Here is a 16505-nt window from a genome sequence, read left to right as displayed (position 1 = left end):
TTATTTCACCTCTTTCAGTGATAAAGAAACGGGTAGAGTCAATAAGCTCGGAGCCACTTGTTTATAAGCGACAGAGTAAGCTTTAGCTAAGTCGTCATTAAATGATGAATCCAATAATGTCCACTGATTACTGTAGGTATTCCAGCTCCAGTATTGTGAAGCATCCAAACGACGAGCAAGCAATGAAACACGGCCTAAATGCAACATATCAGCATCGATTAATTCATCATTATCAACCGTGATTTGAGTTTGATATGTACCTAGCTTCGAGCCGTAATCCATCTCAATTTGATACGCTTCGAGAATACGACGGTATTTTTCTGCATCGCTCACATCGGCTCTTGTCATCATGTGTTCAAGTTTTTCAATACGTTGTTGGCGTTCTACTATCTTGATTGGTTTATCTTGCTCAACTAACACAGTAAGGCCCGATAACATTTTATACATCAATGGCACGACACCTTGTCTTGTCTCTTTAATTGTCTCTATTTGATTATTTAGGTTACCCATTTCTTGTTGCTGACTATTCACCAAACCAGTGAGGTGATCACGATAAACCGCAAGATTCTTTACTTCTTCTTGCAGTTGTTCGATCTCTGCTTTATATGCCAATGTTGCTTCTGAGCTTTTATCAATTTTTGTTTGGCTCACAGCAGAGGCTGTATTCGATTTATTTTCGATAGATCGAGCTTGATCAAGTGTAGATGCTTGAGCCGTTGTGATCACGGTAGCTAACGCTATTCCAATACTGGTTTTTAAAATATTCATATTATCTATTTCTTAACTGTTATTTTTTAAGATCTATCTCTTAAAGAATTTGCCTTTAAATAAACGCACTAAAGGGAGACCGTAGTCTCCCTTATATTTAATGCGCTAAATTAGTATTTAACTTGTAGTGTCGCCATGTAGTTTCGGCCCTCGCCAACCACTACACCACTTGCACTACCACCTGCTAGGTAATCGGTATCTAATAGGTTTTCCACATTGAACCGAGCAACAAAGTCTAAGTTCTCGTCATACTTAATCGTATGAGAAACACCCATATCTACTCGTGTATACGCGTCCTTTTTAAACTCATTTTTAGAATCGCCGTAACGTTCACCTACATGATAAACACCAAGGTTAATTCCTGTGCCGTTATTGAAATCGTATTGAGACCAAATACTTGCACTAAATTCAGGAACATCAGCAGGCGTTTTACCTTCTAACGATGGATCATTTTCATATTTTGCATCAAGTAAAGTTGTTGATGCACTTAATGAGAATGCTTCCGTCAAATAACCTGTTGCCGCTAATTCGATACCAGTATGAACTTGTTCACCGACTTGAGTCGTTCGTGTATCAGTAGTACTGATATCTTCAGACACTTGCATGTTTGATTGTACAATTTGGAATAAAGCACCAGATACATACAAGCTATTGTCTAGTAGTTCCCACTTAGAACCAAGTTCGTATAATTTACCTTTACTAGGGTCTTGTTCGGCACCATTATTAACATCATTTTCGTCATCAATTGTAGCAATAGGTTCAAAGCTTTCAGAATATACAGCATAAATAGAACCATTATCAGCAGGATGATAAATCACACCAACCTTAGGAAGGATATTTGTATAATCTTCTTTTTTTCCTTTACTATCTTCTGTTTTATCTACCGCAAAACGAACACCAGCAAGTACTTGCCATGACTCATTAAATGTCACCAAGTCTTGAAGATAAATACCATAATGCTGACTCTTAGAGTGAGCAACTTCAGTGTCATTTTTATAGCTCAAATCACTAGGACGATTAAAACCATCACTACATGTATCAGGAGAGGCATTCTTGCACGACTCAACACTGTCATAAAGCATCTTATAATCGTAATGCAATCCATTAGCGCCCACTAACAAACGATGATTAACCCCTAAAGCGTCAACATCACCCGTAAAGTCAACATAAGCAGTATCAAACGTCCATTCATCATGGCGATCAGATGATTTATAAAATGTATCACCCGCTTTATTACTATCTAAATGGATATCAGATTCTGTACGTTGACGTTCATAAAACTGACGACTAATACCAGTTTTAACAGACCATGAATTTGTCAAATTTGCAGTTAAACCAACACCGTAGTTTGCAACGTCATTGTCTGTCTCAGCCCAGCTTTGGTCTTTAACTGTATTTGGGTCAATCACTTCACCTGTTGTTGTATCAACCTTTGAGCCATTATCCAAATCACCTAGTTCATTTGTTCTGTCGTAGTGAGCTGACAGCATAATGTCTTCATTAATATCGTAATCAACAAATAAACCACCAACAGTACGGTCCGTTTCTACATCAGTACCATCAAAACGTGTACGCCATGAATCTTGGTTTTCTTGAGATAAAATAACACGAGCACGTAATGTTTTATCTTCATTCAATGCACCACTAATATCTGCCATTGAACGAGTATAATTGTTTGACCCTATATCTTGGCTGATAGTTACTTGTGTTTCATACGTTGGTTTTTTAGAGATCATATTGATCAAACCACCAGGAGTTGACTGACCATAAAGCAAACCTGCAGGCCCTTTTACAACTTCAACTCGTTCTAATAATTCAATTGGTTGGCGATAATGAGACCAGTGTTGAACACCATCACGTAAAAAGCCTGATTTGCTTTCAAGCTCAAAACCACGTAAATAGAAACGCTCACGGTTAGTTGATTTAGAACCTTCAGAAATACTCGCATCATTCTTCAGAACTTCACCAAGCGTACTTGCACGTTGCTCATCAATAAGCTGCTCATCAATCACACTTACTTGTCCTGGAGTTTCTAGCTGAGTTGCTTCCATACGCATTGATGTTGAGTTTGTATCGGCTTTATAACCGTAATCACGGCCTGTAACGACCATGTGCTCATCAGTAGTTGATGTATCTGTTTCAGCGTAAGCAAGAGGGGTAGACAAAACTGCGCCAATAACAAGAGCCAACTGACTTTTAGAAAACATATTCCATTATCTCCAAAGATTTATAAAAGGGGTGATAAAATCTGAGATGGAATATAAATGATAATTGTTATTATTTGCATTAAATTTACATTCTTTGCATTCGTAAAGGTTTGTAAAGAAAAAGAAGAATGACTTAACAAAACGTTAAACCAATAAAAATGACACCAAAATAAACAATAAAAATGAATCTTTATTAATAGAACTCTCAATTATGAGCTACCGCTTACATTTATTGACATAACTTCGATTTAAATTACAAAAAATAATACAAAAGTGGTAGGATTTTAGGTTGACCACACAAAGATTGTGGCTAATTAAAGGATCATATTATGAACAAACGCTATATTGCTTTAATCATCGCCGTTGGTATTGCCATTGGCTGGATAACCTTAGGGGGTACCCAAGCAGTACTTCACGCAACATCAACCACTGAATTTTGTGTTTCATGCCACACAATGGAAAAACCACTACACGAATATCAAGGTTCTGTTCATTTCAGTAACCAAAAAGGCATCCGTGCCGAATGTGCAGATTGCCACATTCCTGAAGAACCAATTGATTACCTAATTACCAAAATCCGTGCGTCTAAAGACATCTATCACGAATTTGTTACTGGCAAAATTGACACTGATGAAAAGTATGAAGAACATCGTTTAGCGATGGCTGAAACTGTATGGGATCAAATGCGTGAGAACGATTCTGCTACTTGTCGTTCTTGTCACAGCTTTGATGCAATGGAAACTTACGACCAATCTGCTAGTGCACAAAAAATGCACGCATACGGAAGAGAAAATAACCAAACCTGTATTGATTGTCATAAAGGCGTTGCTCACTTTGCACCACAAGCCACATTAGATACGTCTGCTTTTGATCACCTTTTTGATATGGCGAAAAACACCAAAGCTGATGCTGAAAAAGTTTACCCAATTGAAAGCATCAAAATGGCCGATCTTGCTACAATTAACCCTACCGTTGAACTATCAACTGTTAGTAACGATGAAGGTAAACGTACAGTGACTGTTTCTGGTTACCAAATGAAAGACGCAGAATCTGTTATTTACATGGGTGAAGGCCAACGTTCAATCATTGCGACTCTTACTGATACCGGCATCAAAGCTCTGACACTAGGTGAAGCAAACACTGATGCTTATGGCAACGAATGGCGCACGGCTGAGCTAACAGGCACAATTGAAGCACCTGTTCTTGCATCAAATCAACCATTATGGGACTACGCAGAAGAGCTAGACAACGTCTACTGTGCAACGTGTCACGCGAAAATTCCGGCAAATCACTTCACTGTTAACTCTTGGGGGCCTGTTGCAAAAAGCATGGGCGCACGTACTGATATCTCTGAGCTAAACCTTGAGATCTTAACTAAATTCTTCCAAAACCACGCGAAAGACGTGGCAAACCATAAATAAGGGAGTGACTATGACTACTATTACTCGTCGCGGCTTTTTAAAAGGCGCAGGTGCATCTGCTGGTGCATTAGCGATCACGTCTATCGCTCCGTTATCTGTAAACGCCTCTACACTTGGTCGTACAGATTCATTAATTCTAACCGCTGGTCGTATGGGTCCATTACTTTGTGAAGTCAAAGATGGTCAACTTATTTCAACCAAAAGTGGCTTAGCGCAAACCGTACCAAACAGCTTGCAACAAACAGGTCCATCACAGGTTTACACCAAGGCTCGTGTTAAATACCCAATGGTTCGTAAAGGCTATTTAGAAAACCCAAGCAACCCTCAAGGGGTTCGTGGTAGCGATGAGTTTGTGCAAGTATCATGGGATGACGCTTATAAGCTAATTCACGAACAGCATATGCGCATTCGTGAAGCTTACGGTCCTGAATCAATCTTTGCTGGCTCTTATGGTTGGCGCTCAAGTGGTGTATTACATAAAGCTCAAACACTACTTCAACGTTACATGAGTATGTCTGGTGGTTATGCTGGTCACCTAGGTGATTACTCAACGGGTGCAGCTCAAGTTATTATGCCTCACGTTGTTGGCTCTATCGAAGTATATGAACAACAAACGACTTACCCGGTAATTTTAGAAAACAGTGAAGTGGTTGTGTTATGGGGCTTAAACCCAATTAACACTCTAAAAATCGCATGGTCTTCAACCGATGGTCAAGGTCTTGAGTTTTTCCATCAACTGAAAAAATCAGGCAAAACCGTTATTATTATTGACCCAATGCGTTCAGAAACCGCTGAATTCTTTGGTGATAAAGCAGAATGGATTGCACCTAACCCGCAATCTGATGTCGCTATGATGATGGGTATTGCTTACCAATTAATCAAAACACAACAGCACGATGCTGAATTCCTAGCTAAATACACTGTAGGCTTTGAGGAATTTGAAGCGTACTTGATGGGTAAAGAAGACGGCATCGAGAAAAGCCCACAATGGGCTGAAGCGATCTGTGGCGTTCCTGCAAAACAAATCGAACTACTGGCTAAGATCTTCAAAGAAAACCGTACCATGCTGATGGCGGGTTGGGGTATGCAACGTCAACAACACGGTGAACAACGTCACTGGATGCTTACCGTTCTTGCTTCAATGCTTGGTCAAGTTGGCTTACCTGGCGGTGGTTTTGGTTATTCATACCATTACTCAAATGGCGGTAACCCAACACGTGACGCAGGTGTATTACCTGCAATGTCTCCATCGCTAGGTGGCAGCTCAGCAGGTGGTAATGACTGGGCTATTCAAGGTTCAGTTACGGCTTTCCCTGTCGCTCGTATTGTTGAATGTTTAGAAAAACCGGGAACTGAGTACCAACACAATGGCCATACGCTAACCTTCCCTGAGCTGAAAATGATCTGGTGGGCGGGCGGTGCTAACTTTACCCATCACCAAGATACAAACCGTTTGATCAAAGCATGGCAAAAACCTGAGATGATCGTTATTTCAGAACCATACTGGACTGCTGCGGCTAAACACGCGGATATCGTTCTCCCAATTACGACGTCATTTGAGCGTAATGATATGACGATGACAGGCGATTACTCTAACCAGCATCTTGTTCCTATGAAGCAAGTCGTTGAGCCACAAAACGAAGCTCGTAGTGATCTTGACGTATTCGCAGATATGGCTGAGTTCCTAAAGCCTGGCGGTAAAAATGTGTATATGGAAAACAAAACGGAGATGGAATGGCTTCGTGATTTCTATAAAACAGCACAAAAAGGCGGCCGCAACGCACGTGTACCTATGATGAATTTCTCTAAGTTCTGGGAAGCAAACAAGCTTATCGAAATGAAGTGGAATGCAAAGAATGCAGAGTTTGTACGTTTTGGTGATTTCCGTAAAGATCCAATCATGAACCCACTAGGCACGCCAAGTGGTAAGATTGAGATCTTCTCTAAAACTATCGAAAGTTACAAACTGGATGATTGTCCTCCACACCCAGTATGGATGGAACCAACAGAGTGGATGTTTAACTACACTGATGGCGAACTACAGTTAATGACATCGCACTCAGCACACCGTTTGCACAGCCAATTTAACTATGCCGATCTTCGTAAAAAATACGCGGTACAAAACCGTGAGCCTATTACGATTCACCCAGAAGATGCAAAAGCACGTGGTATTAAAGATGGCGATTTAGTTCGCGCTTATAACCAACGTGGCCAAGTTCTGGTTGGTGCTTTTGTTTCTAATGGCATCAAAAAAGGCAGCGTATGTATCCACGAAGGAGCATGGCCTGATTTAGATCCTAAGACAGGTATGTGTAAAAACGGTGGACCAAACGTACTAACGATGGATATTCCGACCTCTCGTTTAGGTAATGGTAACTGTGGTAACTCTGGTGTTGTAAAAATTGAAAAATACACGGGTGTTGCACCAACATTAACGGCGTTTACGCCACCAATGAATGGTTAATATGATTTAGTTCATATCCATAAATAACAAACCCGAGCATGTAATGTGCTCGGGTTTATTTTTATCTTCACTTCAATGTTTCTTATAACCATCGCAGTAATTCTAATCAAAGCAAATACTAAACAGGAAACAGCAGTGAGATCCTCAGGCCGCCCTCTTTTCGATTCTCAGCCTTCACTTTCCCCTTCATTACTGACATCGCTTCTTTAACAATCGCAAGCCCTAAACCATAACCACCAGATTGCTTATCTCTAGCTGACTCTAAGCGGGTAAATGGAGAAAATATATCCGATAACTGATGTTCTTGGATCCCTAAACCATCATCTTCAACGATTACCGCCACATACTCTTTATCTTGCTCTGTATATGGCGTCACGATAACCTGAATCACCGCACTGTCACCGGCATATTTAATCGCATTACCAATCAGATTGCTAATAATCCGAGTCACCAAACGAGGATCTGCCATCGCCATTGGAATAGGTTGTGTGGCTGTCATTTCTAAACTTTGATTTAATTTTAAATCGACGCGACGTTGAGCCACTTGAGCGCTGCAGTGGCTCTCTAACATAATCGCTTCTAACTTTGTGGAGTAACGAGCGTTCTCTAAACGGCTAAACTCTAAGATCTCACCCACTAATTCATTCATCTCATTAGATTCACTCTCTAATCTATCCAATAAATGTTGATGCTCGCTGTCCACTTTCTTTCTCAGTAAATGCAGCGCTAAATTATGTCGAGCTAATGGCGTTCGTAATTCATGAGAAACATCACGGATCAGTCTCTGCTGCTTTTCAGCTAAAGAGTGGATCTCATGGGTCATATTATCAAAGTCATGAGCTAACTCGCTAAACTCTCGAACCGAATGTCCTATCTCTTCTCCCACTTTAACGTCAAAATCGCCTTGCGCTAATTTATGACTTACTTCGCGTAATTTAGCGAGTGGCTGCTGTAAATAGTGAGCAATAACCCAAGAGAACAACCCTAGGATCAACCCTGAAATAACGAACTTTATAATGCCAAAATAAAGAGGGAAATCTTTTGCGGGATGGTACTGATACGGCATTTGAATTACTATCGTTAAACCATCCTTTAATGGAATACCGATAATCGGACGGTTCACTTCATTATCTAATTGCGTATCTAATGGACGTAGATATCTGAGTTTAAATGCAAAATGAGGATGCATATCACGATGAGTAATTGGTCGTTTATTTTCATCAAGAACAAAAAGATAATACTCTTGTGCTCTTGCCCAATCGGCTAACTCATCCATATCCCCATCTTCAATCATCACATTTGCTTGGTCAGCCAAATCTAACATCTTAGTTTGTATGGATGCAGGAATACGCAACATTGATTTCATTAAGGCAATTTCAGCCAAGCTTTGTAGCGATATGATCAAAAATAAGCTGACTGCGAATGCACTAAATAAACGAAACGCTAATCCATTTTTATGCTTACGTACAAAAGAGGGACAAGTACAAAACCAATGAAGCATATTCATTAAACCTTACCCATCATTAGTTATTAACCGTTTTGATAAAGCTATAGCCACGCCCACGAACGGTTTTAATGTGCTGTTTAGATAAACCAGATTGAAGTAATTTACGACGAATATTACTGATATGCATATCTAGGTTACGATCAAACGGGCATAACTCTTTTTTGAGAATGTTAACTTGAAGATCAGATTTAGACACCACAACATCAGCATTCTTAATCAGATATTGCAGTAATTCGGATTCCGTTTCAGTCAATGGTAAACGTAAAAATTGCTCTGCCAGATCTTCGGTCGCACCCACATAATTTTGGCGCTGACGCTCTAAACCGACACGACGTAAAATAGCGGTAATACGCACCAATAATTCAGGAACATTGAAAGGTTTAGCAAGAAAATGATCTGCGCCTGCTTGCAAACCATCAAGCATAGACTCTTCATCACCTAAAGCAGTAAGCATAAGAATAGGAGTGGCAAAGCGCTGACAAATGCGTCTCGCCACTTGATAACCATCTAATTTTGGTAACATGACATCAAGTAAAACAAGGTCAACTGAATGCGTCTGAATAAACTCTAGCGCACTTTCTCCACAATGTACGCAATCGACATCGTAGCCTTCATCTTGTAATACTTCTTGTAATAAATTGCATAACGCAATGTCATCATCAACCACTAAAATACGGGACACGTTTACTCACCAATTAAATGAAAATCGTTCGCATTCTAATCTCAGCATTACCTCAGTGCAATAAAGAATTTCAAATGGCGACAGTTTCTCTCTTCTTAATGATATCAGTCATAAAAACACGACCCATTCCCCAAACCAACATGACAAAAATGTCATATACCAGACCCCGTCATGTCACTTTCAGTCCACTATTATGAACCTACTTAAACCAAACAGCTCATTAAGGGATCATCATGAAATCATTCAAAACACTTGCTCTATCAGCCGTTATTATTCTTGCAAGTTCAAATGCGATGGCTAACTCAGTTATCACTAGCGGCAACTATATTAGTAAAACAAGCAATACGACGCTCTATACTGACCATGTAACAACGAAAAAAGAAGCCTACAATCAAGCTTTAACTCAATTAAATAAACTTGATACAAGCTCACCGTCAGAACTTAAAAATGCATTAAAAATCAAATCATTTGAATCAAAAACAACCCAAAGTATTAGCTTAGATGACAAGAGTTACATCACAGTTCAAGAAACAATGAACATGGCAGGGCAAATACAATACACAGGATTAATACACGCAAATTATCATTACTTAGAGCACACCTCTAATGACTAGTTTTTTTGTACTATTCTTTATAAATCAACGTGCCATATAAGAAAGATGCGACTATATTGTATTGATACCCACTGATTGTTCTCCATATTTAAAGAAATAACGTGATGAAACTACTTATAATAGAAGATGAAACGAAAGCTGGAGATTATCTAAAAAAGGGATTAACAGAGTCCGGTTACACTGTTGATCTTTCGCGTGATGGCGTTGATGGTTTGTATAACGCAACGACATATCAATACGATTTAATTATCTTAGATGTCATGCTGCCAAAATTGAATGGGTGGCAAATTTTGCAAACGCTCAGAAACTGCGAAAATAGCACGCCTATTATTATGCTGACGGCAAAAGATCAAGTAGATGACAAAGTAAAAGGGTTTGAACTCGGCGCGAATGATTACCTAATCAAGCCCTTTGCCTTTGCTGAATTAAAAGCTCGTATTGAAAATGCACTGAGATCTCAAACTGCAAACTCGCACACCCAAAAAGTAAACGAGTTAGTCTTATGTGATTTACAACTCGACCTTTTAAAACATACTGCGACAAGAAATCACGATAATATTACGTTAACAGCAAAAGAATTTTCATTACTCGAATTGTTCATGCGAAAGCAAGGAGAAGTACTATCAAGAACCACCATCGCTTCTCTCATTTGGGATATGAATTTCGACAGTGATACCAATGTCATTGACGTTGCCGTTAAGCGACTCAGAGCAAAAATCGATAAACCTTACGACACGCCATTGATCCATACGGTGCGAGGTATGGGCTATAAAATGGACGAGGTGTGATGCGATGAAAACTCATTATCTTTCAATGAAATTAAAGCTCACCCTCATGTTTTTCTCCACCTCGGTATTTGTGTTTATTGGCCTTGGCATCGCCATTCAGTATCTCGTTCAATCCCATTTCTATGAAGAAGACCGTAATCAACTAACCTCCAACCGCACTTCCATTTCCGTCTTACTGCAAAACAAAGGGATTACTAGTACCGAGATATTTTCATCGTTAAAAAGCAGAGGAATTAATGTATGGATAACCAAAAAGAACGGAGAGCAAACCCAAAACACCAACGTAATCGCAAATGATGATGCATTTTCTCCATCAAAAGACCTTAACGAGTGGACGTATAATAACTACACATTTAGAACCTTATATTATCCTCTAAACGCACATGATGAGTACACTGGCCTTCTCATTGGCATTAACATTGATCACCACATTCAATTTAATAAAAAACTCAAAGTTATTTTAATGTGGTCTATTAGCATCGCGAGTTTGCTGTCTTTTCTTTACAGTTTTTTGATCGTGAGTATGGGGTTTAAACCGCTTAGATCACTGCAAAATCAAATCAAAGAAGTTCAACCAAATAAATTGCATATCCGATTATCTGATGAGAGGTTACCCACTGAGCTCATTGAGTTTGCGAGGGTGCAAAACCAAATGCTTGAACGATTAGAATTGGGGTTTCAGCGCTTAAGTGACTTTTCTTCTGATATTGCCCATGAGTTAAAAACCCCATTATCGAACATTGTGACACAAACTCAAGTCACGCTATCACACCCAAGATCCACACAAGACTATCAAGACATTTTATCGTCTAATTTAGAAGAATTGGAACGGATCAATAAAACCATTAACGATACTCTTTATCTTGCTAAGTCAGAAAATGATTTGCTATTAAAAAGTAATATCCACTTAGATTTAGTCTCATTATTTGAACCTATTGTAGAATATTACAGCATCATTTCTGAAGAGTCAGACGTTACTATTCGGCTTTCTGGTAAGGGCATACTATGGGGGGATAAATCGATGATACAGCGAATTGCTAATAATCTCTTATCAAACGCAATTCGTCATTCAGCACCAAATAGTTCTATTTTAATTGATATCAAAGAAAGCCCAAATAAAGTGCAATTATCAATTTCAAACACAGGTGACATCATCCAAGAAAAGGATCTGCCTTTTATTTTTGAGCGCTTTTACAGAGCCGATAAATCACGAAGACATTCAAGCAGCACAGGCGCAGGGCTTGGATTAACTATCGTTCGCTCGATTGTAAATGCACATAATGGAAAGATAACAGTGCAGTCTGCCGATACACAAACAACGTTTACCGTTTCTTTCCAAAAATAATGATTAATTCGTAATGTTAGCCCAATTAAGATCGACAATACGTTCATCCGCAATGTAATAAATCACATCGCCTGGCGATAGTATGGTTTCTAGACTTGGGTTAATTTTACACCCTTCATTATTTGTCTGTATGGCAATAATAATCGCTTCATACTGCTTCTTAAATGGCGTATACACCGATTCAATCGTAAATGGCGTGATGTCGCTCGGTATCTCAATTGAGTATTGAGTCTGACCTTCATGCGCACTCACCAACTCAGAATGAATAAAACTTGAGCCTTTATCCATTACAGACTTCGCCACTAATTCTGTCGACAGTGACGAAATACACTCTGAATTCGGGCAATATTTATGCAATAAATCTCGTTTGATTGGGTCTTCAAAGTGAGCAACTAAATGCGCATCGCTGTTTTGCTCTGCGACAAACAAGCTAATGGTTAACGTTGCATCATCTAAATCGGTATCAACAATAACCGCACTGGCTTTCGATAAGTTTGAGCGTTCCATTTCTGTTGCATCGGTAAACGAGTTAACGCGCACAAAATGAATATCAGAATCAAAAGGAGACTCTTCATACTCACAAGAGACAACCACCACTTCTCGTCGGCCTTGCTCTTCTCTTCTTAACATTTGAACAAGGTGAGGCGTTCGCCCACTGTTTATTCCAATAACGATAATGTGATTTTCTAAGTTCAAGTTTCGTCTCCCTCTTCTGTTTGTACGCCAAAAATCGGTAAAAAATACCGCGGCACGTCCCACTGACAACGCAAATAAACCAACACCACATGGAATAATAAACAAGGCTGAAAAGAGTCGACCATGATCGGTTGTTGGGCTTAAATCGCCATACCCTACGGTACTACTGGTGGTAACGATATAGTAAAAAAAGCTGGATAGGTTATCGGTTAAATGAGGTTCATTAGCCAAGGTTAACCCTAGCCAACTTAACGCGACGTAACTGATAAGAAGAAACATCAGCGTATACATATTAATCGCCATAAAATGCTTATTAATTAAGTTAGCAATGACTTTTAATATTGCGTGCATTGTTATTCCTTCATCATCCATAATTCCGATCAGTGTAGCGTACTACAAAATTAACGTATACCTTCTAACTTTAATAATGCTTGTTTGATGTCAACTCCACCAGCGTATCCCGTTAGGCTGCCATTTTTACCAATCACACGATGGCAAGGAACGATAATTGATATTGGATTTTTACCATTAGCTCCACCAACCGCTTGAGACGCCTTTGGGTTACCGACTGCAATGGCAAGATCTTTATAGCACCATGTTTCACCATAAGGGATTGTTGTTAATGCTTTCCATACCTTATTTTGAAACTCTGTGCCATTTGCCGCTAATGGAATAGAAAACTCACGGCGGTTTCCTGAAAAATATTCCTGTAATTGAAGAACGGTAAGTTTCAAAACAGGATGGTCATCTGCTTGCGTTCCAAAATCACTTAATTCCATCTCATGACTTTCAAACCAAACACCAAGCAAGCCATCGTCATTCGCGTTGGCAGTCACAAGACCTAACGGGCTTTCAAATTGAGTATACACATTCATTTCATTGCTCCTTTTTAACATTCTTCATCAAAACAACATTCATCTTGTAAGAAACCAATCACCGAAGATAGTTTCTCATATTCAGCCACACAAAAAAGAGTTCGCCCTTCACGGCGTTGAGAAATTAATCCTGCAGAAGCCAAACCTGATACATGATGAGACAAGGTAGAACCCGGAATATCTAATTTTTCTTGTATTCCACCAACAGCAATCCCTTGGTGCCCAGCACGAACTACAACATTATAAATAGCTAAACGGGTGGGATGCCCTAATTCTTTCAATGCTTTAGCAACAATTTCAATATCCATTATGTATTCCTCTTTAAATTTATATTTCGATATTACTAGAAATAACTTGATCGCGCCAATAGTTATGTATATATTTCGACTATTCCAGAAATATAGAGATTTAGATTATGTTTACAATTACACAAGACATGGTGATGGACACCTTAAATATGTTCGCGTTTTTAGCGGCAGAATTAACCGTACTGTTCCTATTAATTAGCTACCTTGTTGGCGTCTTACAGGAATACATTCCACCAGCGAAGATCCAAAGTATTCTGAGCGGGAAAAATGGCCGAGGCTATATTGTTGCCGGCTTACTTGGTGCAATTACTCCGTTTTGCTCATGCTCAACCATTCCTTTTTTGAAAGGTCTATTAAGAGCTAAAGCTGGTTTTGGTACGATGATGGTGTTCTTGTTTGCAAGCCCACTATTAAACCCAATCATTATTGGACTATTCGCTGTCACCTTTGGTCTTAAAGTGACTGTGTTCTACTTTGCAATTGCAATGGGTGTATCCATTATTGCAGGTTACACCTTAGAAAAACTGGGCTTTGAAAAATACGTAAAAGAAAGCGCGTATATCGCACCTGAATCAAAAGGCTGTGGTTCAACCTGTGGCGCTGCGAAAAAAGCACCTCAAAGTAAATGGATGAAAATTTGGAACAGTACTTGGACTGATTTTAAGAAAGTATTGCCTTATTTAATTGGTGGTATTGCTCTTGGCTCAATGATTTATGGCTTTATGCCAACAGAATTCGTTGCTCGTATCGCAAGTGAAAATAACCCATTTGCTATCCCAGTTGCGGCGGTCATTGGTATTCCTCTTTACATTCGTGCTGAAGCGGTTATTCCACTAAGTGCAGCACTAGCAGCAAAAGGAATGAGTCTTGGTGCAGTAATGGCGTTAATCATTGGTAGTGCAGGGGCAAGTTTAACCGAAGTAATTTTGCTTAAATCTATCTTCAAAAACCAAATGATTGCAGCGTTCTTAGTCGTAATTCTAGGCATGGCAATTGGTGCGGGCTTCTTGTATCAATTTATCTTCTAAAGATTAAACACCTCAAAAAATAATACGCAATATTAACGAAGCCATATCACTCAATTTGATATGGCTTTTTGTCTTTAACATCATCTATTTCTTGATAAAACTTTGATGAAACTAACGGTTACTCTTTCTTAATTCCAATTTTATTCCTTTTTGCACTACACTGCCCTTCTATTTACTATCATCGAGAGCGGTGTGACATGAAAATTCTAAATATAGACAAAGACACGTATCGTAAAAAAACTAACTTGGTTATGGTGGGTTTTGTTGGTTGTCTTGCGGTGTTAGCCCTTGCATTCGGCTCAATTCTTATTGCTTTATTTGGCTCAGAAGGCATTACTGAATCCGGCTCTACTGGCAACTTTCATCTCAATGTTCTTGGCGTTATCTTAGCGGTAATAGTAAGTTCTGTGGTTATGAACAAAGTTAAAAGTAATCCGTATTTTGATGAGATCATGTACGCATGGCAACTAAAACAAATTCATAATCGTATCTATCGTAAGCTAGCAAAGATTAAAGAAAAAGCGGCCAGAAATGATCACAACTCTCTGTTGATACTCGCTTTCTACTACACGACTCAACAACAAGTATTCACCTTGGATAACAACACGCTTACCATTACAGCAGTTCAAAAAAGCTTAAATGAAGTATATGAACAAGCAGCAGAAATGAACTTTACGCTTGATCTTGATGATTTTACTGTCGACTTACTAGATAGATACTAATAACAGATACAACTGATCATGAATTAGTTTCATAACAATATTACAAATAATCTCAATATTGACCTATGTCAAATTGTTACGAGCTGTGTTTTAATCGCTAATAACAACAGCACATAATAAGGAATGACATGGAAATCACTAACGTTAGCTTCATTGGTTTGGGCGTAATGGGCTACCCAATGGCCCGCCATTTAAAAAATGCAGGCTTTTCAACTACGGTATATAACCGCACAGAAGAAAAAGCAAAACAATGGGCTGCGGAATGCCAAGGTCAATCCGCCGCTACTCCTCGTGAAGCATCAGAAGGCTCAGACATCGTTTTTGTTTGTGTTGGTAATGATGACGATGTTCGTAGTGTTATTTATGGTGAAGATGGTGTTCTTGCAGGTTTAAAACCTGGTGCTATTTTAGTCGATAACACCACCACATCAGCTACCTTAGCGGTTGAACTTGCAAAAGCGTCTGAAGCACAAGGTAATCAATTTATTGATGCGCCGGTCTCTGGTGGTCAAGCCGGTGCTGAAAACGGTGTATTAACCGTGATGTGTGGCGGTAATGAAGCAGCATTCAATACAGCAAAACCTGTGATTCAAAGCTTTGCTAAAGCGATTACTCTTCTTGGTGAAAATGGCCAAGGCCAACGCTGTAAAATGGCAAACCAAATCTGTATCGCTGGTGTATTAAAAGGCCTAAGTGAAGCGCTTATTCTTGCTGAAAAAGCCAACCTAGATATCGATCTTGTGGTTGATACGCTAAAACACGGCGCGGCGGGTTCATGGCAGATGGAAAACCGTGCAAGCACCATGGCACAAGATAAATTCGATTTCGGTTTTGCCATTGATTGGATGAGAAAAGATCTTGGCATTTGTCTAGATGAAGCAAAAGCTCATGGGATTAAACTGCCACTCACAGAAGAAGTAGATCAGGAATACAAAAACCTGCAAGAACAAGGTTTAGGTCGAATGGATACGTCTGTGCTAATCAAAGCGGTTAAAGCAAAAAGCTAATACCAATTTAATATAGATAAGATACAAAAAAGGAGATCATACGATCTCCTTTTTTATTTTAGTTTTTGATTTC

The 16505-nt window shown here is 39.3% G+C and carries 15 protein-coding genes; 8 read left to right on the top strand and 7 right to left on the bottom strand.

Annotated features, from left to right (window positions below):
- Positions 1 to 768 carry a DUF3450 domain-containing protein gene (locus ED622_RS03315; protein ID WP_122032533.1) on the bottom strand — a complete coding sequence of 256 codons (768 nt, stop codon included), beginning with the start codon at positions 766 to 768 and terminating at the stop codon, positions 1 to 3.
- Between the two features lie 110 nt (positions 769 to 878).
- Entirely contained in the window at positions 879 to 2975 is a 2097-nt protein-coding gene (locus ED622_RS03310) for a TonB-dependent siderophore receptor (RefSeq protein ID WP_122032532.1), read from the bottom strand.
- 329 nt (positions 2976 to 3304) lie between these two features.
- Between ED622_RS03310 and ED622_RS03305 the strand changes: the two genes are divergently transcribed.
- Positions 3305 to 4396, top strand: coding sequence for a NapC/NirT family cytochrome c (locus tag ED622_RS03305; protein WP_122032531.1), 1092 nt, complete (start codon positions 3305 to 3307; stop codon positions 4394 to 4396).
- A 10-nt stretch (positions 4397 to 4406) separates the two neighbouring features.
- Positions 4407 to 6860, top strand: a complete 2454-nt coding sequence (locus tag ED622_RS03300) for a molybdopterin guanine dinucleotide-containing S/N-oxide reductase (protein ID WP_122032530.1) — start codon at positions 4407 to 4409, stop codon at positions 6858 to 6860.
- Positions 6861 to 6978: 118 nt separating this feature from the next.
- Here ED622_RS03300 and ED622_RS03295 read toward each other — a convergent pair whose 3' ends face one another.
- Positions 6979 to 8367, bottom strand: coding sequence for a sensor histidine kinase (locus ED622_RS03295; protein ID WP_122032529.1), 1389 nt, complete (start codon positions 8365 to 8367; stop codon positions 6979 to 6981).
- A 16-nt stretch (positions 8368 to 8383) separates the two neighbouring features.
- Positions 8384 to 9049 carry a response regulator transcription factor gene (locus ED622_RS03290; protein ID WP_122032528.1) on the bottom strand — a complete coding sequence of 222 codons (666 nt, stop codon included), beginning with the start codon at positions 9047 to 9049 and terminating at the stop codon, positions 8384 to 8386.
- 233 nt (positions 9050 to 9282) lie between these two features.
- Between ED622_RS03290 and ED622_RS03285 the strand changes: the two genes are divergently transcribed.
- The 3 genes from ED622_RS03285 to ED622_RS03275 all read left to right on the top strand — a co-directional run bounded on the left by ED622_RS03285 (position 9283) and on the right by ED622_RS03275 (position 11796).
- The gene (locus ED622_RS03285; RefSeq protein ID WP_122032527.1) at positions 9283 to 9663 is read left to right on the top strand and encodes a DUF3316 domain-containing protein; all 381 of its coding nucleotides are present in this window, start codon (positions 9283 to 9285) and stop codon (positions 9661 to 9663) included.
- A gap of 104 nt (positions 9664 to 9767) precedes the next feature.
- Positions 9768 to 10451 carry a heavy metal response regulator transcription factor gene (locus ED622_RS03280; protein WP_122032526.1) on the top strand — a complete coding sequence of 228 codons (684 nt, stop codon included), beginning with the start codon at positions 9768 to 9770 and terminating at the stop codon, positions 10449 to 10451.
- A gap of 4 nt (positions 10452 to 10455) precedes the next feature.
- Positions 10456 to 11796 carry a heavy metal sensor histidine kinase gene (locus ED622_RS03275; protein WP_122032525.1) on the top strand — a complete coding sequence of 447 codons (1341 nt, stop codon included), beginning with the start codon at positions 10456 to 10458 and terminating at the stop codon, positions 11794 to 11796.
- A gap of 3 nt (positions 11797 to 11799) precedes the next feature.
- Here ED622_RS03275 and ED622_RS03270 read toward each other — a convergent pair whose 3' ends face one another.
- Genes ED622_RS03270 through ED622_RS03260 form a run of 3 tightly spaced genes read right to left on the bottom strand, consistent with a single transcriptional unit; the run spans position 11800 to position 13675 of the window.
- Positions 11800 to 12843 carry a potassium channel family protein gene (locus ED622_RS03270; RefSeq protein WP_065592681.1) on the bottom strand — a complete coding sequence of 348 codons (1044 nt, stop codon included), beginning with the start codon at positions 12841 to 12843 and terminating at the stop codon, positions 11800 to 11802.
- A 50-nt stretch (positions 12844 to 12893) separates the two neighbouring features.
- A complete protein-coding gene (locus tag ED622_RS03265; protein ID WP_122032524.1) occupies positions 12894 to 13367 on the bottom strand; it encodes a methylated-DNA--[protein]-cysteine S-methyltransferase in 474 nt (157 codons plus the stop codon).
- A 14-nt stretch (positions 13368 to 13381) separates the two neighbouring features.
- Positions 13382 to 13675: a helix-turn-helix transcriptional regulator gene (locus ED622_RS03260; RefSeq protein WP_122032523.1), complete on the bottom strand. Its 294-nt coding sequence runs from the start codon at positions 13673 to 13675 to the stop codon at positions 13382 to 13384.
- Positions 13676 to 13782: 107 nt separating this feature from the next.
- Here ED622_RS03260 and ED622_RS03255 point away from each other — a divergent pair, with 107 nt between their 5' ends.
- The 3 genes from ED622_RS03255 to ED622_RS03245 all read left to right on the top strand — a co-directional run bounded on the left by ED622_RS03255 (position 13783) and on the right by ED622_RS03245 (position 16432).
- Positions 13783 to 14703: a permease gene (locus ED622_RS03255; protein ID WP_122032522.1), complete on the top strand. Its 921-nt coding sequence runs from the start codon at positions 13783 to 13785 to the stop codon at positions 14701 to 14703.
- 197 nt (positions 14704 to 14900) lie between these two features.
- A complete protein-coding gene (locus ED622_RS03250; RefSeq protein WP_122032521.1) occupies positions 14901 to 15425 on the top strand; it encodes a DUF3087 domain-containing protein in 525 nt (174 codons plus the stop codon).
- 128 nt (positions 15426 to 15553) lie between these two features.
- Positions 15554 to 16432: an NAD(P)-dependent oxidoreductase gene (locus ED622_RS03245; protein ID WP_122032520.1), complete on the top strand. Its 879-nt coding sequence runs from the start codon at positions 15554 to 15556 to the stop codon at positions 16430 to 16432.
- The last annotated feature ends 73 nt before the right edge of the window (positions 16433 to 16505 follow it).

The sequence above is a fragment of the Aliivibrio sp. EL58 genome (assembly GCF_900312675.1).
Taxonomy (GTDB): Bacteria; Pseudomonadota; Gammaproteobacteria; order Enterobacterales; family Vibrionaceae; genus Aliivibrio.
Note: the sequence above shows the minus strand (reverse complement) of the source record. Positions and strands in the feature narration are given on the sequence as shown.